Annotated in this window: 22 protein-coding genes; 13 read left to right on the top strand and 9 right to left on the bottom strand. The window is 30.4% G+C overall.

Annotation, left to right across the window (positions count from 1 at the left end; genetic code table 11):
* The first annotated feature begins 60 nt into the window (after positions 1-60).
* On the top strand, positions 61-777 hold the full coding sequence (locus Q4528_RS03360; RefSeq protein ID WP_070452627.1) for a hypothetical protein: 717 nt from the start codon (positions 61-63) through the stop codon (positions 775-777).
* Positions 778-1158: 381 nt separating this feature from the next.
* On the top strand, positions 1159-1962 hold the full coding sequence (locus tag Q4528_RS03355; RefSeq protein ID WP_303520531.1) for an alpha/beta fold hydrolase: 804 nt from the start codon (positions 1159-1161) through the stop codon (positions 1960-1962).
* A 220-nt stretch (positions 1963-2182) separates the two neighbouring features.
* Here Q4528_RS03355 and sarA read toward each other — a convergent pair whose 3' ends face one another.
* From sarA to sroA, 5 genes are all read right to left on the bottom strand, one after another.
* Positions 2183-2557, bottom strand: coding sequence for a global transcriptional regulator SarA (gene sarA, locus Q4528_RS03350; protein WP_029056403.1), 375 nt, complete (start codon positions 2555-2557; stop codon positions 2183-2185).
* 353 nt (positions 2558-2910) lie between these two features.
* Positions 2911-3873 carry an efflux RND transporter periplasmic adaptor subunit gene (locus Q4528_RS03345; RefSeq protein ID WP_232515333.1) on the bottom strand — a complete coding sequence of 321 codons (963 nt, stop codon included), beginning with the start codon at positions 3871-3873 and terminating at the stop codon, positions 2911-2913.
* A 140-nt stretch (positions 3874-4013) separates the two neighbouring features.
* On the bottom strand, positions 4014-4943 hold the full coding sequence (locus tag Q4528_RS03340; RefSeq protein WP_303520529.1) for a DMT family transporter: 930 nt from the start codon (positions 4941-4943) through the stop codon (positions 4014-4016).
* A 188-nt stretch (positions 4944-5131) separates the two neighbouring features.
* Positions 5132-5353 carry a DUF2922 domain-containing protein gene (locus Q4528_RS03335; protein WP_046466410.1) on the bottom strand — a complete coding sequence of 74 codons (222 nt, stop codon included), beginning with the start codon at positions 5351-5353 and terminating at the stop codon, positions 5132-5134.
* A gap of 10 nt (positions 5354-5363) precedes the next feature.
* Positions 5364-5570, bottom strand: coding sequence for a sigS mRNA-stabilizing protein SroA (gene sroA / locus Q4528_RS03330; RefSeq protein WP_017637186.1), 207 nt, complete (start codon positions 5568-5570; stop codon positions 5364-5366).
* Positions 5571-5711: 141 nt separating this feature from the next.
* Here sroA and Q4528_RS03325 point away from each other — a divergent pair, with 141 nt between their 5' ends.
* The 9 genes from Q4528_RS03325 to Q4528_RS03285 all read left to right on the top strand — a co-directional run bounded on the left by Q4528_RS03325 (position 5712) and on the right by Q4528_RS03285 (position 14721).
* Positions 5712-6269, top strand: coding sequence for a tyrosine-type recombinase/integrase (locus Q4528_RS03325; RefSeq protein ID WP_017637187.1), 558 nt, complete (start codon positions 5712-5714; stop codon positions 6267-6269).
* 19 nt (positions 6270-6288) lie between these two features.
* Complete coding sequence (gene mnhA2, locus Q4528_RS03320) at positions 6289-8691, top strand: Na+/H+ antiporter Mnh2 subunit A (RefSeq protein ID WP_017637188.1); 2403 nt, start codon at positions 6289-6291, stop codon at positions 8689-8691.
* On the top strand, positions 8678-9103 hold the full coding sequence (gene mnhB2 / locus Q4528_RS03315) for a Na+/H+ antiporter Mnh2 subunit B (protein ID WP_017637189.1): 426 nt from the start codon (positions 8678-8680) through the stop codon (positions 9101-9103). Before mnhA2 ends, mnhB2 begins: the two co-directional genes overlap by 14 nt.
* On the top strand, positions 9100-9444 hold the full coding sequence (mnhC2, locus tag Q4528_RS03310) for a Na+/H+ antiporter Mnh2 subunit C (protein WP_017637190.1): 345 nt from the start codon (positions 9100-9102) through the stop codon (positions 9442-9444). The genes mnhB2 and mnhC2 overlap by 4 nt, the downstream gene beginning before the upstream one ends.
* Positions 9434-10933: a Na+/H+ antiporter Mnh2 subunit D gene (mnhD2, locus tag Q4528_RS03305; RefSeq protein ID WP_096807880.1), complete on the top strand. Its 1500-nt coding sequence runs from the start codon at positions 9434-9436 to the stop codon at positions 10931-10933. The genes mnhC2 and mnhD2 overlap by 11 nt, the downstream gene beginning before the upstream one ends.
* Positions 10934-11416, top strand: coding sequence for a Na+/H+ antiporter Mnh2 subunit E (gene mnhE2 / locus Q4528_RS03300; protein ID WP_029056408.1), 483 nt, complete (start codon positions 10934-10936; stop codon positions 11414-11416).
* Entirely contained in the window at positions 11413-11715 is a 303-nt protein-coding gene (gene mnhF2 / locus Q4528_RS03295; RefSeq protein WP_303520524.1) for a Na+/H+ antiporter Mnh2 subunit F, read from the top strand. Before mnhE2 ends, mnhF2 begins: the two co-directional genes overlap by 4 nt.
* Complete coding sequence (gene mnhG2, locus Q4528_RS03290) at positions 11690-12145, top strand: Na+/H+ antiporter Mnh2 subunit G (RefSeq protein WP_017637194.1); 456 nt, start codon at positions 11690-11692, stop codon at positions 12143-12145. The genes mnhF2 and mnhG2 overlap by 26 nt, the downstream gene beginning before the upstream one ends.
* A gap of 533 nt (positions 12146-12678) precedes the next feature.
* On the top strand, positions 12679-14721 hold the full coding sequence (locus Q4528_RS03285) for a cation:proton antiporter (RefSeq protein WP_017637195.1): 2043 nt from the start codon (positions 12679-12681) through the stop codon (positions 14719-14721).
* Between the two features lie 443 nt (positions 14722-15164).
* Here the strand turns inward: Q4528_RS03285 and mntC are convergent, their stop codons facing one another.
* The 3 genes from mntC to Q4528_RS03270 are packed head-to-tail and all read right to left on the bottom strand — an operon-like array spanning position 15165 to position 17671.
* Positions 15165-16094 carry a manganese ABC transporter substrate-binding lipoprotein MntC gene (gene mntC / locus Q4528_RS03280; protein ID WP_017637196.1) on the bottom strand — a complete coding sequence of 310 codons (930 nt, stop codon included), beginning with the start codon at positions 16092-16094 and terminating at the stop codon, positions 15165-15167.
* Positions 16095-16928 carry a metal ABC transporter permease gene (locus Q4528_RS03275; RefSeq protein ID WP_046466412.1) on the bottom strand — a complete coding sequence of 278 codons (834 nt, stop codon included), beginning with the start codon at positions 16926-16928 and terminating at the stop codon, positions 16095-16097.
* Positions 16925-17671 (bottom strand): metal ABC transporter ATP-binding protein, encoded by a 747-nt coding sequence (locus Q4528_RS03270; protein WP_303520519.1) that lies wholly within the window; start codon positions 17669-17671, stop codon positions 16925-16927. Before Q4528_RS03270 ends, Q4528_RS03275 begins: the two co-directional genes overlap by 4 nt.
* Before the next feature lie 121 nt (positions 17672-17792).
* Between Q4528_RS03270 and Q4528_RS03265 the strand changes: the two genes are divergently transcribed.
* Positions 17793-18437 (top strand): metal-dependent transcriptional regulator, encoded by a 645-nt coding sequence (locus tag Q4528_RS03265; protein WP_303520517.1) that lies wholly within the window; start codon positions 17793-17795, stop codon positions 18435-18437.
* A gap of 114 nt (positions 18438-18551) precedes the next feature.
* Here the strand turns inward: Q4528_RS03265 and Q4528_RS03260 are convergent, their stop codons facing one another.
* Positions 18552-19298, bottom strand: a complete 747-nt coding sequence (locus tag Q4528_RS03260) for a M50 family metallopeptidase (RefSeq protein WP_046466414.1) — start codon at positions 19296-19298, stop codon at positions 18552-18554.
* 278 nt (positions 19299-19576) lie between these two features.
* On the opposite strand from Q4528_RS03260, the gene tarA reads away from it, so the two are divergent.
* Positions 19577-20329, top strand: coding sequence for an N-acetylglucosaminyldiphosphoundecaprenol N-acetyl-beta-D-mannosaminyltransferase TarA (tarA, locus tag Q4528_RS03255; protein ID WP_017637201.1), 753 nt, complete (start codon positions 19577-19579; stop codon positions 20327-20329).
* Positions 20330-20422: the final 93 nt, after the last annotated feature.

Here is a 20422-nt window from a genome sequence, read left to right as displayed (position 1 = left end):
TTCTTAAGTAGTTTATCGAATAAAATGAACATCAAGAAAGTGTTATTAAAGGAGCTTAATATGAGGGTAAATGATAAAGTTTTACTTGAAAATATCAATGACTATTTCAGTCATAAAGGTATGTCGCCTAATCTAATTGATGATATAAAAGAAAAGTTTCGTGTAGATATCCAAAAGTCAGAAGCCAAAGACCAAGATTATATAGAATATAGAGGTAAATCTCCAGCACAAATTATATTGATTATTCAACGTAATTTATTTGCTCTTGAACTTAATCCTATTATCTTTTTTATCATTAATTTTATTCTGATTTCTTATTTATATGATAAACAGTATGTTCAATTTCAGGCGATTACTGGTATCAGTCTATTTTATTGTTTAGTTATTTTTCCAATATCAATTTGGATTTATGTCAGAATTAATAAAAAGAACTATCTCTACAGTAACCGGTTTGAAATGATATTTGGATTTATTATAGCAGCAATTGCGATTATACTCATTACGATGCAAGGTTTCCATTTTAATTGGTCGATTATTCCAATATCAATATATGGTCATCAATTTGTTTTCTTTGTCGGAATTGTTTTAGCTATAATCGGAATTTATTTTAGAAAATTAGAATTTACTGGTTTGGGATTGCTAGTTTGTCAAAAAACGATTGATGCTATGGTTTCAAATCCAGATGTTGCACAAATATTTTCATTAGTCATTTGGATTTTATTAGTGATATTAATTATTTACTGCACTATTAAATTATCAGAACGTACAAAAAGTTAATAAATCTATATTAAAGCCTTCATTAAGAAAAAGTCTTATGAAGGCTTTTCTTTATTTTATTTGAACACTAAATGTAGCCTGAGACATTGTTTTATGTCCCAGGTTCGTACATTTAAATGAAAAAATGTAACAAGAAATTTATAAGGTTAAAGTAAGTTGAATACTATCTAATCATCATTGCGGGGGCAACACTAAGAAATCAGAGATTTCAGAGTAGCGCCCTAAGAAGTTCTAAGTAATAAAATTACTAAGTTGCAGAGGAACGCCTGAGCTAAAGCTCATGCATAAGAAGTTCTAAACAATAAATTGTTAAGAACTTCTAAATATTGGCGTAAAGATATTTTCAAATGGGTATAGTAATTACTAAAGGGAGGTGCCACTATGGATAAAGTTCAATTAAGCAATGAAATTGAAATTGCTTATCGTGATGTAGGGCAAGGCATTCCCATCGTATTAATTCATGGATTAGATGGCAACTTAGCAGCATTTAAACAATTATCTGAACAATTAAGTGACCGCTATAGAGTCATAACTTATGATGTACGTGGTCATGGGAAATCGTCACGATGTGAAGTGTATGATTTAGAAGATCACATTGAAGACTTATATATGTTAATGGATCAATTAGACATAAGCTCGGCACATATTTTAGGACATGATATGGGCGGATTAATTGGAAAACGTTTCACCGAAAAATATCCTTTTAAATCCATTTCGTTAACTGCGATTTCTTCTAAAAGGGAGGATATTGCTCATGGTTTCACACAATTGATGGTGGATCATCAAGATTTAGTTGCTGGTTTTAATAAATCCGAAGCGTTGTTATTATTATTTCCATTTCTATTTAAAGAACAAGATAATACAATGAAATGGTTTCAAGATCAAAGAATGTATAGCAGACCTTCAGCAGAAGAAAGTGCTATAGCGATTAGAGCTCTAATATCTTCTAATGCAGAAGAACAAGAAGCTACACAGTTGGTTAACGTACCAACATTAATTATAAATGGTTTCTATGATCCGTTAATTAAAGATAAAATCAATTATTGTGTTGATGATCATTTTGAAAATATTACTAAAATGATATTCAATGAGTCAGGACATGCACCACATATTGAAGAGCCAGAAAAATTTATAAATGTATACTTAGATTTTATAAGTTCAATTGAACATTGGATATCTAAATAGTTTATTTAGATAAGCAAAAAAGGTTACTTATCATGCTAAATCATGATAAGTAACCTTTTTAATGTCAGACACATTTTAATCATCTTCCAAACAATTCATCATTAAAAAATACCTATCTTTATCAAGATAGGTAAGCAAAATAGATACGTACATTAAAGTATATTAAGTTGGTAGCTAAAATATGCGTATCTTTTAACAAAGCTATACTTCAATACGAGACTTATACTTCGTTTTCGTCGTTTGCTTCTGTAATACGATTATTAACACGTTTTAATAATTCATCAATTTTTTTACGTTGTTTAGTATTAACTAAGATTAATACAGTTCTTTCATCATGTTCGTTACGTTTTTTATCGAAATAATCTTCTTGTGATAAGTTTTTAACCGCTTTAACAACTTGTGGTTGTTTATAGTTTAAATGGTTAATAATATCTTTAAGGTAATATTCCTCTTCTTTGTGTTCACTAATATAAGTTAAAACTGCGAATTCTTCAAAGCTAATTGAAAATTCTTTTTTGATAATACTTTTTAATTTGTCAGCATAAGTGACCATTGCTAGTAACTCGAAGCAATCATTTATTTTTGAAATAGCCATTACTGAAACCTCCCTATTTATATACACTTACATATACCTTTATAAGTGTCTTTACCCGATTTTATATATTTATATCTCTTTTTTGAAAAATATGAAGTGTCTGCCATAATTTAGTATTAAATTTATTTAAAGAAATATATTTAATGCTATATTATTTAGTTAATTATAACTAAATAAATTTAAGAAGTAAACAAATAAGTGTTTATAAAACTAATTATTGATTATGGTATAACATTTTTTCATATATATAGCATTTTTCAATTACAAATTTATCATAACAAATTCAAATTTTCTGTAATTTAATAAAAAAACAACTGAAAAGTAAAGTTTTTGCAATAATTATTACAAATAAATTATTTATAAGAACTTTGTAGTGACTTTGAAGGTGCTTCAACGACCTTTTCATTTAACATTAACCCTTGTGTAACATTAATCATATTTTTTTGGTCTGTTAATTGATATGTAACTTGTCGTTTAACTAAACGATGACCTAATTGTACAAGTACATATTTATTATCAATTAATGCTGTTTTAGGGACGAGAATATCATTTGAGAAAAGTTTGATTTTAAAGTGTGTACCAATAGCGAAATGTTGTTGAGTTGATATTTCAATTTGGTACGTGGATTGGTTACTTTTAATTTGTTGTGGAATATCTGAGATATATTTTATTTTTCCTATAAAACTTTTTTTATCATTAGAATAGATTGAAATATCTTGATTAATTCTTAATTTATCTTTTTCGGATTCTGATATATTAGCACGGATGATGCGTTCATGGCTATTAATTTGCATTATTTTGTTGTTACTTTTTGAAGGTGATTGAGTAAATAAGTGTACCTTTCCAGAAGTTGGAGAATAAATGGTTGTACGGGTTTCAGATTTATCTTTAACAAATTGTGATGTCATTAAAGTTCTTTCAAGTAATTGTTGTTGTTGTTGAATCGATAACTTGGGAAATGCTTTTTGAATTTGGGAAAGGGTTAAATGTTGTTGTTGCTCAAGTTGTTTTTGTTTAGAGGGGTTAAAATATTCGAATAGGGGTGTATCTTTTTTGATACTTGATTGATTTTTAACTAAGAATTGGTTGATGTAACCAAGTTGATCATTATAGTAAATGTTAAAACTTTTGACTGCTTCTTGAGTGCCTATTGTAGATAATAAAAGCTTATGCTTAACCTTTATAGTTTTGAATTGATTGGATTGAGATTGTTGTTGAGAAGAATGATAGAAGTAAAATCCAAAGTAGAGAGAAATAATTAACAATAGAATGGATAAAATAAAAATAGTTAGTTTTTTTAAATTCAATAAGTTCACCTCGTGGAAATAGATGGATATATTATACAATACAATATTATATTGAGGTATATTGAAATTAAATTAGATTTTAATTTTGTATAAATTTATTGTTAATATGAATAAAATAAATAAAAATCGAGTTCATAAATAGAACTCGATTAGAATAAACGTAATAGTATAATGCCAATTGCGATACAGACTAATCCTATGCATTTACGAAGAGTGATCTTATTTTTAGGCGTACCTAGTAAACCAAAGTGGTCGATAATGACACCCATTAACATTTGACCTAGCATACCTACAATAGTTGTCAGAGCGGCACCTAGAAAAGGCATTAATACGATGTTTGAAGTGACAAATGCCATACCTAATACACCACCGACAAAATAAACAGGTTTAATTTGACCTAATTTTTCATGTGAACGATGTACTTTTAAACTTTTATGGAATATAAGAGTCAAAATCAATAAGGCGATAGTACCTATAGTGAACGAGACGAGGGAAGCAAAGAAAGAAGAATCAACTTCTTTAGCTAACGCACTATTAATTGTAGTTTGTATAGGAGGTGCGCAACCAAAAATAAATCCTACAATTAACCATATATATAAACGAGAATTAGATTTCCCCATTAATTTGTCTTTAGGTATTTGATTCATTAATAATATACCGATGAGTAATAATATAATTCCAACGGATTTAAAAAGGGTGAATGATTGTTCATTTGCACCAAACAAACCTAACGTATCAATTGTGACACCCATGATAATCTGACCAGCCACAGTAATGACTACTGTAAGCGCAGCACCAAGTCTAGGTAATAATAATAAATTTCCTGTTAAGAAACATACACCTAATAAACCACCGATAAACCAATGATAATTGATGTCTTGATGAGTAAGGAAGCTTGGCGCCAACATTTGAGGATTAATGATTAAATTAAGAATAATTAAACATACTGTGCCAACACCGAAAGAAATTGTTGAAGCATAAAAAGAAGACTTCGTATATTGACTAAGTCTTGAATTCACTGAAGTCTGTATTGGGATTAACATACCTACAAAAATACCTAAAAAGTATAGAAAAGCCATATTGTGTGTCACTCATTTCTTATATAGTGAATTAATTATAACGGAAATAAGGGTTATATAAAATAGATGGCGTTAAATCATATAGAGAAATATGAGGTCATAATATTCATATTCTATGATAATAAAAAAACGCTTCTTACTGAATCATTGTTCAGTGAGAAGCGGTTTAAATATCAAATTGGCACTATCTATTTGTTTTCAAAAAGAATTTGAGTATTTTTAGTTACGATATACGCTGCATAGATTTTATTAATTGGGCCTTCAGTTGATTTTAAAATATCTAACTTTAATAACTGTTTCATACATTCTTTTGCAATTTGTTCAGTTATAGAGCTGTCATTTTCGGGTATTTGTAACTTAACAGGTTTGTCTAATTGATTTTTGAATATAAGATCTAATGTAGTCTTCATGTTAGTCCTCCTATACTAATGCTTGAGTTCTAATTGCTTCAACTTTATCGAATGATTCTCCAGTTAATCGTTCAATAATAGAAGAAAACGTTTTGATTTGTTCATCTGTAGCAGTGGGCTTTAAATTTGAAAAACGACGTTTGTGTTGAGTTGCTTTACCTTCTGAATCATAAGTGACACGTGTTAAAACAACTACAAGTTGGTTAACTTCATTCATTGTAATGACCTCCTTTCACTTTATATATCGAAAGTAAATTTTAAAAGGGACACTATTTATTAATTTATTTTTAAGCAAACTGCTTTAATGTTACATAAATATGATTTATCATTGAATAAGAAACTTTTTTCAGGAGGACGTATGAATCAAGTAGAACCTATTAGAAATACAGAAGACATACAAAAAATGTACACTATATTGCGATCTCGTTCACAAAGAGATTATTTATTATTTAAATTTGCGATACATACAGGTGTTAAGTTATGTGAATTATTAAATATGAAAGTCCATAGACTAAAGTCAGTTGAAAGTGGAAATATCAAATCAACTTGGATTGACAATGTTGACCCCTCTATACAAATTTTATTGCCCCCAGATTTAAGAAATGAGTTACAAGATTATATTAATCATTATCAAATTCAGGAAGATAAACTTATATTCCAATCATTAAGAACCGGTAAGGGATTATCTAGGCAACAAGCATATCGCATTATTCATAAGGCAGCTGAAGAATCTAATATACCGCATGTTGGGTTAACTACACTTAGAAAGACATTTGCCTATCACGCTTATCAATCAGGTATTTCCATTTCTATTATTCAAAAATATTTAGGACACCAAACAACGCATGAAACGATGAAGTTTATTGGTATTAAAGATAAAACTCATAATAATACTGTTATTGCGTTGAATTTATAAATTAAAAAGGAGGCTTTTGATGGGCTTGTTAAACCTAATGGTGATATTAGTAGCCATTATGGGTCTAGTGCTATTGTCCATGTTACATCGTAAAATGAATGCGTTGGCAGGTTATATAGCACTATGTGCCCCTATTATTTCATCAATCTATTTTATTGCGAAGATACCACAGATTGTTCAGCAACATATGATTACGTTGCATATTCCATGGATGACTTCGCTAGATATTAACTTTGACTTGAGGCTAGATGGACTCAGTTTAATGTTTGCTTTAATTATTTCACTTATAGGTGTAGCGGTATTTTTCTATGCTACTCAATATTTATCGCCTCATACGGATAACCTACCTAGATTCTTCTTTTATTTATTATTATTTATGTTTAGTATGTTAGGAATTGTGCTTTCAAATAATACCATTTTGATGTATATCTTTTGGGAGTTAACAAGTGTTTCATCATTTTTACTTATATCCTATTGGTATGATAATGGTAATAGTCAGTTGGGAGCTATACAGTCCTTCATGATAACTGTATTTGGTGGATTAGCATTATTGACAGGATTTATTATGTTGTATTTGATGACTGGAACAAATACGATTACAGAGATTATTGCACAACGTCATCATATTATTAATCATCCTTTATTTATGCCAATGATGTTAATGATATTATTAGGTGCCTTTACCAAATCTGCACAATTTCCATTTCATGTATGGCTACCTAAAGCAATGGCTGCACCAACCCCAGTTAGTGCCTATCTTCATTCAGCTACTATGGTAAAAGCGGGTATTTTCTTATTATTCCGTTTTACTCCAGTATTAGGATTAAGTGATGTCTATATTTATATTGTGACATTTGTAGGTTTAATAACTATGTTATTTGGTTCTATTACAGCTTTAAGACAATACGATTTAAAAGGGATTTTAGCGTATTCAACTATTAGTCAATTAGGCATGATGATGTCGATGGTAGGTATTGGCGGCGGTTATGCACAACATCCTTCAGATTCATTATCAGAGTATTATGTTTTAGTGTTATTTGCCGGATTATTTCATTTAATGAATCACGCTATTTTTAAATGTGCGTTATTCATGGGTGTAGGTATAATCGATCATGAAGCTGGAACGAGAGACATACGTTATTTAAATGGAATGCGTAAACTGTTCCCTAAAATGCATATCACAATGTTACTAGCAGCATTATCTATGGCAGGAGTGCCATTTTTAAACGGATTTTTAAGTAAAGAAATGTTTTTTGATTCATTAGTAAAGGCTATACATTTAGACCAATTTGATATTACATTAACGATTATTGTTGTTGCTATAGGTGTAATAGCTAGTATCTTTACCTTTACCTATGCACTTTACATGATTAAAGAAACATTTTGGGGCAAATTTAATAAAGATTATTTTACTAAGAAAAATATTCATGAGCCTGTAGCGTTTAGTTTGCCCGCATTAGTATTAATGATATTAATACCAATTATATTCGTTATTCCAAATCTTTTTGGTCAGCACATCATTTTACCAGCCTTAAGATCAGTTACAGCTAAAGGTACACAAGTGGATAACATCGCACCACATATTTCACAATGGCACGGCATTAATTTACCACTTATTTTAAGTATTATTGTCATCGTTGTAGGTATAGCTTTAGCTTTAATGGTAGATTGGAAATCTTTAACACATAAATTAATCAAACATGCTTCTATAACAGATACTTACATGGCTATTTATAGAAAGTTTGAAGCTTATTCTGGGTATAGTATAAGAATGTTGATGAAAAACAAACTTAACCACTACATTATCATTACATTGCTTATCTTTGTTGCCATAATTATGTATGGCTATATTCGTGTAGGCTTTCCACATGTACATGAGTTGCATGTATCTACTTTTGGACCATTAGAAGTGATTTTATCAATTGTTACATTGATTATTGGAATTGTACTTATATTTATTAGACAACGTCTGACAATGGTTGTGTTGAATGGTGTTATAGGATTCGCTGTGACATTATTCTTCATTGCGATGAAAGCACCTGATTTAGCATTGACACAACTAGTAGTTGAAACAATAACGACTATACTATTTATCGTTAGTTTTTCTAGATTACCTAACGTTCCGAGAGCAAAAGCGAATATTAAAAAAGAAACAATCAAAATCATTGTGTCATTGATTACTGCGGTTACTGTTGTTTCACTCATATTCATTACTCAGCAAACTGACGGTATGCCAACAATATCTAAATTCTATGAAAATGCAGATAAATTAACTGGTGGTAAAAATATAGTTAACGCTATCCTAGGAGATTTCAGAGCACTAGATACTTTATTTGAAGGTCTAGTATTGATTATCGCAGGACTTGGGATTTATACATTATTAACTTATAAAGATCGGAGGGGACAAGATGAAAGAGAATGATGTAGTGCTACGAACGGTAACTAAGATTGTTGTGTTTATCTTATTAACATTTGGATTCTATGTGTTCTTTGCGGGACACAATAATCCAGGTGGTGGATTTATTGGTGGCTTGATTTTCAGTTCGGCATTTATTCTTATGTTCCTTGCGTTTGATGTTAAACAGGTACTGATTAGTTTGCCAATTGATTTTAAAAAGTTAATGATTATAGGTTCTTTAGTATCAGTAATGACTGCTATTGTACCAACATTTTTCGGGAAGCCATTTTTATACCAAACTGAAGCGGATATTGCTTTACCTCTAATAGGTCACGTTCATGCGACTACTGTGACTTTATTTGAACTAGGCATATTACTAACCGTTGTTGGTGTTATTGTAACGGTGATGCTATCAATAAGTGGGGGTAAATCATGAATCTCATTTTATTATTAGTAATAGGATTTTTAGTATTTATTGGTACGTATATGATTCTATCGGTTAATTTAATTAGAATTGTTATTGGTATTTCCATATATACGCATGCCGGTAATCTGATTATTATGAGTATGGGTCAATATGGTCCTGGAATGTCTGAAGCACTTATTAAGGGCGGTCATCAACATTTTGTGGATCCACTACTACAAGCAATTGTATTAACAGCGATTGTTATTGGATTTGGTATGACGGCATTTTTACTTGTATTAATTTATAGAACATATCGTGTAACAAAAGAAGATGAAATCAATGTATTAAGGGGTGAAGAAGATAATGAGTAATTTATTAATATTGCCAATGTTACTCCCATTTCTTTGCGCTTTAATACTAGTATTTATCAAAGATAAAAATAAAGTATCGAAATTTCTTTGTATCAATACAATGATAGTGAATACGATTATCTCATTATTATTACTAATTTATGTAATGAATCATCATCCCATCACATTAGACTTTGGGGGTTGGAAAGCGCCATTTGGAATACAGTTTTTAGGTGATTCATTAAGTTTATTAATGGTAACCATAACATCTTTTGTCGTTACTTTAATCATGGCATATGGATTTGGTCGTGGTGAACAACGTGTCAATCGATTTCATTTACCATCATTTATTCTGTTTTTAACTGTAGGTGTCATAGGTGCATTCTTAACTTCTGATTTATTTAATTTATATGTGATGTTTGAAATTATGTTACTTGCATCTTTTGTACTTGTTACGCTAGGTCAATCTGTAGAACAATTACGTGCTGCCATTATTTATGTCGTATTAAATATTATTGGATCATGGTTCTTACTTTTCGCAATTGGCTTATTATATAAGACAGTAGGGACACTTAATTTTTCACATGTTGCATTAAGATTGAGTCATATGCAAGATAATCAAACTGTGACAATGATTTCACTCATATTTCTTGTTGCATTCAGTTCTAAAGCAGCACTTGTCATATTCATGTGGTTACCTAAAGCATATGCAGTATTAAATACAGAACTAGCAGCACTATTTGCAGCATTAATGACTAAAGTAGGTGCCTATGCATTAATACGTTTCTTTACATTAATCTTCCATCATCATGAAAATGTGACGCATCCATTACTTATTTTTATGTCATGTTTAACGATGATTATAGGCGCTTTTGGTGTATTAGCTTATAAAGATATTAAGAAAATCGCTGCCTACCAAGTTATTTTATCAATTGGATTTGTCATTCTTGGTTTAGGTTCAAACACTTTTTCAGGTGTGAATGGCGCTATTTTCTATCTAGCAAATGATATTATCGTTAAAACGTTATTATTTTTCATTGTAGGTAGCCTAGTTTACATTTCAGGCTATCGTCAATATCACTACTTGAGTGGACTTGCCAAACGTGAGCCATTTTTTGGAATAGCATTTGTCGTTATGATTTTAGCTATTGGCGGTGTACCTCCATTTAGTGGATTCCCAGGGAAAGTACTTATTTTTAAAGGTGCAATTGAAAATGGTAACTACATTGGACTAGGTTTAATGATCGTGACAAGTTTAATCGCTATGTATAGCTTGTTTAGAATATTATTTGTGATGTATTTTGGCGATCAAGATGGTGAAGAAGTAGACTTCAAGAAGATACCTAAACATCGTACAGGTATTCTAGGTATACTCGTTGCAGTCGTTTTATTAATGGGTATTGCGGCACCGCTTGTATTACAAGTGACTGAAAATGCTACATCACTAAATATGGATGAACATAAATTCCATCAAAACGTTAATACACATTTGAAGGAGGGAAGTAACTAGATGAATCAAGTCGTACTAAATATTGTTATTGCATTTTTGTGGGTATTATTCCAAGACGAGGATGAATTCAAGTTTACAACCTTCTTCTCAGGCTATCTCATTGGTATTATCGTGATTTATATTTTACATCGTTTTTTCGGACAAGAATTTTATTTAAGAAAAATATGGGTTGCTTTTAAATTTTTAATGGTTTATTTATATCAATTGATTACAGCTAGTATTAGTACAATTAATTATATTTTATTTAAAACTAAAGATATGAACCCAGGTTTATTAACGTACGAAACGAATTTGAAAAACGACTGGGCAATTACATTTTTAACTATATTGATTATTATCACGCCAGGTTCGACAGTGATACGTATATCGAAAGGCACAAATAAGTTTTTAATTCATAGTATTGATGTGACAGATAAAGATAAGAAGAATTTATTACGTAATATTAAACAATATGAAGATTTAATCTTGGAGGTGACACGATGATACAGGCTTTGACTCAATTTTTTATTATTTCAGCTCTGGTTATATTTGGTATTGCATTATTAATATGTCTGCTTAGGTTAATTAAAGGACCAACCACTGCTGATAGAGTTGTTTCATTCGATGCGACAAGTGCAGTTGTGATGTCGATCGTTGGTGTCATGAGTGTCATTATGGATACTGTATCGTTTCTAGATTCAATTATGTTAATAGCGATTATTTCATTTGTTAGTTCAGTATCCATTTCTAGATTTATTGGAGGAGGTAGCGTTTTCAATGGAAACAATAAAAGAAATCGTTAGCCTCATCTCTGCTATTTTAATTTTTCTAGGTAGTATTATCGCATTGATTAGTGCGATAGGTATTGTGAAATTCCAAGATGTCTTCTTACGTAGTCATGCATCAACGAAAAGTTCTACTTTATCTGTATTATTGACTATCATTGGTGTATTAATCTACTTTACTATGAACGCTGGATTTTTCAGTGTTAGATTATTATTATCACTTGTTTTTATTAATTTAACATCTCCAGTTGGAATGCATTTGGTAGCGCGTGCTGCTTATCGAAATGGCGCCTATATGTATAGAAAAGATGATGTGCCAAGACAGTCTTCGATTTTACTCAGCCAAAATGAATTCAATTCGCCTGAAGAATTAAAAACACGAGCAAAATTGAGAGAAGAAAGAAGAGAAAAATTATATTATAAAGATAAGAAGAAGCTCTATAAATAATTTGTGGAAAAGAAATAAAGCAATTGGACACTTTAAAAAATAAGTGTTTAATTGCTTTTATATTTGTCAGAAAAATATGAGAAATAAAGGTGCGATTTATTTAAGTATTATGTAAAATAATGATAAAATATTGAACAAGGAAAATTGTGAATTTAAGTAGTTATTTATTGGAAAGTGATAAAAATGTTTTATGAGTTTGGAACTTTAAAGTGTGACGTTTGGGCTTTTGATATTGGACGTTATTGTTAACCAGTGCAGTACTTTAACATTCCAAAATCATAAAATTCGTTTAGACTCTATGTGTTTACTTTTCAATTAATATTTATATTATTGATGTATTGATAAAACCAATTTGTGATAACTTAATTGAATTCTTACTGCTTAATTATCAAATGGATTCAATTATGCCGTTATATACGTTTTGCTTTTTATTTAATAATCGCTTCTACTTTATTTAACCCCTGAAGTACATCAATTCCATTATTTTTTACTTAATTTTCATCCCAAAAATAATTTATTAAAGAGGTGAAAGTTTGGAAATATTTGAAACATTACTTATATTTGTCGGCGTTGTTATTATTAGTTCATTTGTTCATACATTTATGCCGAAAGTACCATTAGCATTCATTCAAATTGCTTTAGGTATGCTATTATTTATCACTCCAATTCCTGTTGAGTTTAATTTTGATTCGGAATTATTTATGGTCGCACTTATCGCACCGCTACTATTTGTAGAAGGCGTTAATGTCTCAAGGGTCCATTTAAGAAAATATATAAAACCAGTTATGATGATGGCGTTAGGTCTTGTTATTACTACTGTAGTGGGCGTAGGATTTTTCATTCATTGGATATGGCCAGAATTACCAACGGGTGCAGCTTTTGCCATAGCAGCAATTTTATGTCCTACTGATGCAGTTGCCGTGCAAGCAATTACAAATGGGAAAGTGTTACCTAAAGGTGCAATGACGATATTAGAAGGTGAATCATTATTAAATGATGCTGCCGGTATCATTTCATTTAAAATTGCAGTTGGAGTACTTGTAACTGGAACGTTCTCAATAATGGAATCTATTGAGCAATTTCTAGTTGCTTCTATAGGCGGTGCAATTGTAGGATTGCTTATTGGAATGGCATTAGTTCGTTTTAGATTGACGTTAATGCGCCGTGGAATAGAAAACATTAATATGTTTACGTTTATTCAATTATTAACACCATTCGTTACATATTTAGTGGCAGAATTATTCCATGCTTCTGGTATTATCGCCGCAGTGTTAGCAGGCTTAGTTCACGGCTTTGAACGTGATAGAATTGCACAAACGCGTACAAGATTACAAATGAGTTATAACCATACATGGAATATTTTGGGATATGTCTTAAACGGTTTTGTATTTTCAATATTAGGATTTTTAGTTCCTGAAGTTGTGATTAATATTATTAAAACAGAACCACACAATTTGATCTTTTTAATTGTCATAACTGTTCTCGTAGCATTGGCTGTTTATCTGTTTAGATTTTTATGGGTTTATGTATTATATCCTTATTTTTATTTATCAGTCAGTCCATTCCAAAAAATGATTAGTCAAGACGATGATGGCAATAACACAACAGAAAAGCCACCTAAGCGAAGTTTATATGCTTTGATTATGACTTTATGTGGTGTTCACGGAACAATTTCACTGGCCATTGCGTTGACACTACCGTATTATTTAGCTAATCATCAAGATTTTTCTTATCGCAACGATTTGTTATTTATTGCTTCAGGAATGGTTATTATAAGTTTAGTTGCTGCTCAACTATTATTACCATTTGTAACAGCTAATGCGCCTGAAGTAAAAGTAGGTAGTATGAATTTCAAAGAGGCAAGAATTTACATTTTAGAACACGTTATAGACTACCTAAATCAAAGATCAACTTTTGAAACAAGTTATCGATATGGTAACGTGATTAAGGAATATCATGATAAATTAACATTCTTAAAATCAGTAGAGAAAGATGATGAAAACTCTAAAGAACTTGAAAGACTTCAAAAAATTGCATTTAATGTAGAAACGAAAACATTGGAACAATTAGTTGATGACGGAGATATCACTAATAGTATTTTGGAAAACTATATGCGTTATGCTGAACGTACACAAGTATATCGACAAGCTTCATTAATACGTCGACTCATTGTATTATTTAGAGGTATGCTTTTGAAACGTCGTGTGAAAACAACAATCAATTCAGCATCTTCATTAAGCGTTACAGATAACTTATTAGAACTTGTTAAAATTAACAAGATGGTTCACTATAATGTGGTTAAACGATTAGGACAAGAAGCTACTAATGATAACAAATTAGAAGTAGGTATGATTTGTGATGGTTATTTAATGCGTATAGATAACTTAACACCAAACAATTTCTTTAATTCTGCAAGCGAAAATACGTTAACACGTATAAAACTCAATGCATTGCGTGAACAAAGACGTATACTTAGAGAATTAATAGAAGACGAAGAAGTTACTGAAGGCACTGCATTAAAACTTAGAGAATCTATTAATTACGATGAAATGGTCATCGTTGATAGTATGTCATAGAATCATTATAAAAATAGGGAAGCTCGTGAGGATGAACCTCACGAGCTTTTTTCCTATGTGTACTAGGGATGACTTTATAACATTGACAGTCAGTATACTAGGATTGAAAATTTTCGGGAAAAAACGAACCTATTTTACATAAACTGTCTTATTAAAACTACTGGTAAAGGGGGATGAAATATTACCTTTACCGCATGGGAGATTAAATAATGTTTAAGCCCACTACATAAATGAGATGAGATAGACTAACACCACCATATCGTGCGTGAGAGAACTATTTTATATTTTAGGAGGATAATATAAAATTCACGCACGATATGAGACTATTAGTTATCAAGATATGACTTAATAGGGTGGCTGGGTATTTAAATAACATAATCATTCTATCCCAGCCATCTACTATATTAAGTCGTTGTATATATTGAACAAGTGAATTTAAAATATTATTTCATACTACCATGAATCGTATCTATATTTGATTTCATCATTTTGTAATATGAATCACCCTTTGAACCTTTTTTACCGATAGAATCAGTAAATACGTCGCCATAAATATCTTTATGTGTTTCTTCAGACAAGCTTTGCATTGCTTTTTTATCTACACTAGTTTCTATTAAAAGGTGTTTAATATGGTTATCTTTAACAAATTGAATAGCTTGTTTCATTTGTGATGGAGTACCTTGTTTTTCAGTATTAATTTCCCAAATATATCCTGGTTTAATATCATATTGTTTTGCGAAATATTTGAAAGCACCTTCACTAGTAATCATGGCACGTCGCTCTTTAGGGATGTCATTAAACTTATCTTTGCTGTCTTTGTTTAATTTTTCTAGTTTAGAAAGATATTGATGGCCTTGATCTTTGTAATATTGTTGATTAGTGTTATCATGCTTGATTAAACTATTTTGAATTGTTTTAACATATTTAATACCATTTTCAATACTTAACCAAGCGTGTGGATCTAATTTATCTTTATTGCCTTCTTCACCGTTGAGGTAAATCGGTTTAACATCTTTAGATACAGCAATGACTTTTTTGTCGTCGATAGATTTTCCAGCTTGATTTAATGCTTTTTTAAACCAACCATTTCCAGATTCTAAATTTAATCCATTATAAAATATAACGTCTGCATCGGTTAGCTTTTTAATATCTTTAGGTTTGACTTCATATTCATGAGGATCTTGTCCTACAGGTACGATACTATGGACGTCAACATGTTTTCCGCCAACATTTTTAACCATGTCATATAAAATTGAATTTGTTGTAACTACTTTTAATTTATGATTATCGGCATCCTGTTTGTCATCTTGCGACTGGCCACATCCAGCTAAGATAATAAAGAATGCTAGTAATAAAGGTATTAATTTTTTCATTTAAACAACGCCTCTTTTCTGTTTATTTTTAAGTGTTGTAATACCTAAGGTGATGACATAAATAGCAAAAGTACAAAGAACGATAGCGGCACCACTAGGTACGTTGTATATGTAACTGAAATAAAGTCCAATAATTGAACTAATAACACCTATAAAACTTGCTACTGCCATCATGCTATATAAATGTTTACATATTAAGAATGCAGTAGAAGCGGGTGTTACTAATAACGCAACTACTAAAATAATGCCTACTGTTTGTATACTCGCTACAGTTACTAGAGCAAGTAACAACATGACAAAATAATGTATAGCTGTCGTGTTTAAGCCATTCATTCTACTAAAGGTATTATCGAAAGTAGAAATCATTAAAGGTCGATAAAATATTACAATAAGACATAAAACAAATAGACCAATCATAATCGTTGTCCAGAATGTTGTATGTGTTATTGCTAGTAAATTACCAAATAAAATATGATACAAATCTGTTGTACTGTTAATTAAACTAATTAATATAACACCTAATGCGAGAAATGCGGTGAAACTTATACCAATTGCTGCATCAGGTTTGGTCTTACTTTTAGAAGTAATAAAACCAATTAAAATACTGGCAACCATTCCTGTCACTAATGCGCCAATAAACATAGGTATTCCAAAAAGGAAAGATAATGCCACCCCAGGTAATACTGCATGGCTCATTGCATCACCCATTAATGACAAACCTCTTAAAACAATAAGGCTCCCGACAGTTCCACATACTACGCCAACAATCATCGATGTAATTAAAGCCCTATTTAAAAATTGATAATTTAATATATGAGCTAAAAAGTCATTCACGACTGGGTCACTTCCTTTCGTTCTAAACTTTGACGAGGTGATTGTGACAAAAATGTATCATTTAAAAGGGTGTCGTTATTGAGTACATCCTCAGTACTACCAAAGTATTTTAAAGTTTGGTTAAGTAACATGATTCGATCAAAATAATGTGATGCTTTAGATAAATCATGGTGTACGATAAGAATTAATTTACCTTGAGCTTTAAGTTGTCTAATTTTATTTATAATTAAGCGTTCACTTTTAAAATCTATTCCAATAAAAGGCTCATCGAATAAATAAAGCATACTTTTAGACATAAGTGCTCTTGCGACTAGTACTCGCTGAAGTTGTCCACCACTTAATGCTGAAATTTGTTTATGTCTTAATGACGTTAAGTCTAAATCCTCTAATAAATGTTTGAGTTGAACTTTAGTATCATGTCCCGGTCGATTAAACCAACCTATCTCTCCATAGCATCCGGATAAGATAACTTTTTCAACATTAATGGGGAAATCTAAGTCGATATTTGATTTTTGAGGTATGTAAGTCATACGTTTCAATTGGTTATGTATTGGACGCTCATATAATAACTGGGTACCAGATGCATGAAAATCTCCTGTTAATGATTTGAGCATAGAAGATTTACCTGCGCCATTAGGTCCCATAATTCCTATAATTTCTCCGATGATAGGAATTTTAAAATTGATGTCTTTTAAAACATGTTTATTACCTAGAAATAGATTTAAATTCTTAACTTCTAGCAAATATTAACACCTCCTAATTAAAAGTTTAGGTTAACCTAATTTATTTTATAATAAACTGAGAAGTTTTAACATGTCAAGTAGATTCGTGATACAATAAAGTGAATATATGTGAGGTGAAATGATGTTAACTGAAGAAAAAGAGGATTATCTCAAAGCTATATTGACGAATGACGGCGATGTATCTTTCGTATCAAATAAAAAATTATCTCAATTTTTAAATATAAAGCCACCTTCAGTAAGTGAAATGGTAAGTAGACTAGAAAAATCTGGTTATATAGAAACGAAACCATATAAGGGTGTTAAATTAACAGAAGAAGGGTTAAATCTCACTTTAGATATTATTAAAAGACATCGATTACTCGAGTTATTTTTGATAGAGATTTTAAAATACAATTGGGAAGAAGTGCATCAAGAAGCAGAAATTCTTGAACATAGAATCTCAGATTTATTCGTAGAACGTTTAGACAAAATTTTAGACTACCCTGAGACTTGCCCGCATGGTGGTGTTATACCTAGAGATCACCATTATAAAGAGAAATACACGAAGACAATACTCGAATTTCAGCCAGGTGATATGTTAACTATTAAGCGTGTCAGAGATAAAACTGAATTGTTGGTATACCTTTCAAGTAAAGATATTTCTATTGGAAATGAAGTTGAAGTCGTTTCGAAAGATGATACGAATAAAGTGATTATTATTAAACGAAATGAAGTTATAACTATTTTAAGTTACGAAAATGCAATGAATATTTTTGCTGAAAAATAATATAAAAAACTTGAGTCTAGTACATTATTTTGGTGTTATACACTGAAAATTAGATGTAAAAGTAAGACTCAAGTTTTTTTATATATTGATGTAACTAAAATTTGTATTATGTTTTTAGAAAAATGATAATTTGATTAATAAATAAACAGCATATAAATTAATGAAAATCCAAATTAGACTATAAAATACTGTTGGGATTTTACTGATTTGTGTTAGTGTACTACCATCCCAACTAGGTTTAGGTTTTTGGAATGTTAATTTAAAAATAGTCCACGATGATTGTAGTACTTCACCTAACAGTACTCCTAAAATAAAGTGATAACTATAAACCACTATTTGGTGAGTAATCATTAAATCATCGTATTGGAAAAGTATATATAATAATAGTGACATGACTATAATAATAAGAATAGGTGACAGCTTACGAGAAGTTAGAATTAGGAAATAAATAAATATAGCTAAATAAAACATAATAAAAAAGCTAGGATGATTATAATATGCAGTTAAAACACCTAACCATAACATTAACGGGGGCATAATATAACCGCCTAATGTGGTAATCCATTGTCCTAAATAACCTTTCGATTGCGTAATAGCGTATCCTTGTTGTAATGTCGTTTCTCTTTCAGAAGGAAGCGTAACGATAACTAAATCTTTAGCGCGACCACCAGAGAGTTTATTGAAGAGTACATGACCAAACTCGTGTGTGAGTACAGGAATGTAATTAAGTACAATAGCAAAATAACGATAGTAGTGTTTGTAACGATTTTGGTGGACGATGATATAGATAATACTAATAATAAAAATGATAAATATATTTAATTGAATGTGTGTAGTTAAAAATGATTCGATTTTTGACATATTAACGCTCCATTTATAGATAATAACTTGTTTGAGTAAATCTATAAGTATTTGATACTTTAATATTCATTATAATCTATTGTTTAGAAATTGGCTTTTAGACTTAAGACTTAAATTAGAAGAATATATAGGTGTTTAAATAAAATTTTCTAGAATGTTGAGGGATGTGTTAAAATAATCGTACATTTTAGTTAGAATTAAAACAATTTTGATATATAGGATAATACTTGGCAACATTATATAGGGTTATTGACCAAGTAGGATAGGAGATTTCTTTTATGACATTTAAGGGTCAGCAGAATAGTAAAAAGGTTAATATCTTAGGTGTATATTTTGACCATGTAACAATGTCAGAAATGGTTGAAAATATTAAAACATTTTTCACAACACCAACATCTCATAATTTGTTTATAGTTACTGCAAATCCTGAAATTGTAGACTATGCATCAGAACACCAAGATTATCAACAGCTTATTAATAGTGCGGACTATGTTATAGCTGATGGTACAGGTATAGTAAAAGCATCTCATCGATTAAAGCAACCATTACCGCACAGAATTCCAGGAATAGAGTTATTAGAAGAATGTTTAAAAATAGCCAATGCAAATCAACAAAAAGTATTTATCTTAGGTTCGAAAAATGAAATTATTGAAAAAGCAGAACAACAATTAAAGGCTAAATATCCAAGAGTAACTTTTGCGCATCATCATGGTTATATTAATTTAAAAGATGAAACAGTTATTAAAAGGATAGATACTTTTGATCCTGATTATATTTTTGTGGGTATGGGGTATCCAAAACAAGAAAAATGGATTGCTCGACATAGCAAACAATTCCAACACACTGTTATGATGGGAGTAGGCGGTTCTTTTGAAGTATTTAGTGGAGCTAAAAAGCGTGCGCCTAAATTCTTTAGAAAATTCAATATTGAATGGATATATCGTTTATTAATTGATTGGAAACGTCTTGGCAGATTAAAAAGTATTCCCAAATTCATGATAAAAATTGCTAAACAAAAGAGAAAACATTAATAATTATTTGTTATATATGAAATACAATAAAGGCAACCAATGTGTTAGTTCGAACACTCATTGGTTGCCTTTAAAAATAGCGATATAAATCTA

Origin of the sequence: Staphylococcus pasteuri (genome assembly GCF_030547725.1) — a bacterium.
GTDB lineage: Bacteria > Bacillota > Bacilli > Staphylococcales > Staphylococcaceae > Staphylococcus > Staphylococcus pasteuri.
Note: the sequence above shows the minus strand (reverse complement) of the source record. Positions and strands in the feature narration are given on the sequence as shown.

What these genes read in the sequence shown, in the direction of transcription:
- Q4528_RS03360 (WP_070452627.1), top strand. Translation starts at nt 61, where the DNA reads ATGAGGGTAAATGATAAAGTTTTACTTGAAAATATCAATGACTATTTC.
- Q4528_RS03355 (WP_303520531.1), top strand. Translation starts at nt 1,159, where the DNA reads ATGGATAAAGTTCAATTAAGCAATGAAATTGAAATTGCTTATCGTGAT.
- sarA (WP_029056403.1), bottom strand. Translation starts at nt 2,557, where the DNA reads ATGGCTATTTCAAAAATAAATGATTGCTTCGAGTTACTAGCAATGGTC.
- Q4528_RS03340 (WP_303520529.1), bottom strand. Translation starts at nt 4,943, where the DNA reads ATGGCTTTTCTATACTTTTTAGGTATTTTTGTAGGTATGTTAATCCCA.
- Q4528_RS03335 (WP_046466410.1), bottom strand. Translation starts at nt 5,353, where the DNA reads ATGAAGACTACATTAGATCTTATATTCAAAAATCAATTAGACAAACCT.
- sroA (WP_017637186.1), bottom strand. Translation starts at nt 5,570, where the DNA reads ATGAATGAAGTTAACCAACTTGTAGTTGTTTTAACACGTGTCACTTAT.
- Q4528_RS03325 (WP_017637187.1), top strand. Translation starts at nt 5,712, where the DNA reads ATGAATCAAGTAGAACCTATTAGAAATACAGAAGACATACAAAAAATG.
- mnhA2 (WP_017637188.1), top strand. Translation starts at nt 6,289, where the DNA reads ATGGGCTTGTTAAACCTAATGGTGATATTAGTAGCCATTATGGGTCTA.
- mnhB2 (WP_017637189.1), top strand. Translation starts at nt 8,678, where the DNA reads ATGAAAGAGAATGATGTAGTGCTACGAACGGTAACTAAGATTGTTGTG.
- mnhC2 (WP_017637190.1), top strand. Translation starts at nt 9,100, where the DNA reads ATGAATCTCATTTTATTATTAGTAATAGGATTTTTAGTATTTATTGGT.
- mnhE2 (WP_029056408.1), top strand. Translation starts at nt 10,934, where the DNA reads ATGAATCAAGTCGTACTAAATATTGTTATTGCATTTTTGTGGGTATTA.
- mnhF2 (WP_303520524.1), top strand. Translation starts at nt 11,413, where the DNA reads ATGATACAGGCTTTGACTCAATTTTTTATTATTTCAGCTCTGGTTATA.
- mnhG2 (WP_017637194.1), top strand. Translation starts at nt 11,690, where the DNA reads ATGGAAACAATAAAAGAAATCGTTAGCCTCATCTCTGCTATTTTAATT.
- mntC (WP_017637196.1), bottom strand. Translation starts at nt 16,094, where the DNA reads ATGAAAAAATTAATACCTTTATTACTAGCATTCTTTATTATCTTAGCT.
- Q4528_RS03265 (WP_303520517.1), top strand. Translation starts at nt 17,793, where the DNA reads ATGTTAACTGAAGAAAAAGAGGATTATCTCAAAGCTATATTGACGAAT.
- Q4528_RS03260 (WP_046466414.1), bottom strand. Translation starts at nt 19,298, where the DNA reads ATGTCAAAAATCGAATCATTTTTAACTACACACATTCAATTAAATATA.
- tarA (WP_017637201.1), top strand. Translation starts at nt 19,577, where the DNA reads ATGACATTTAAGGGTCAGCAGAATAGTAAAAAGGTTAATATCTTAGGT.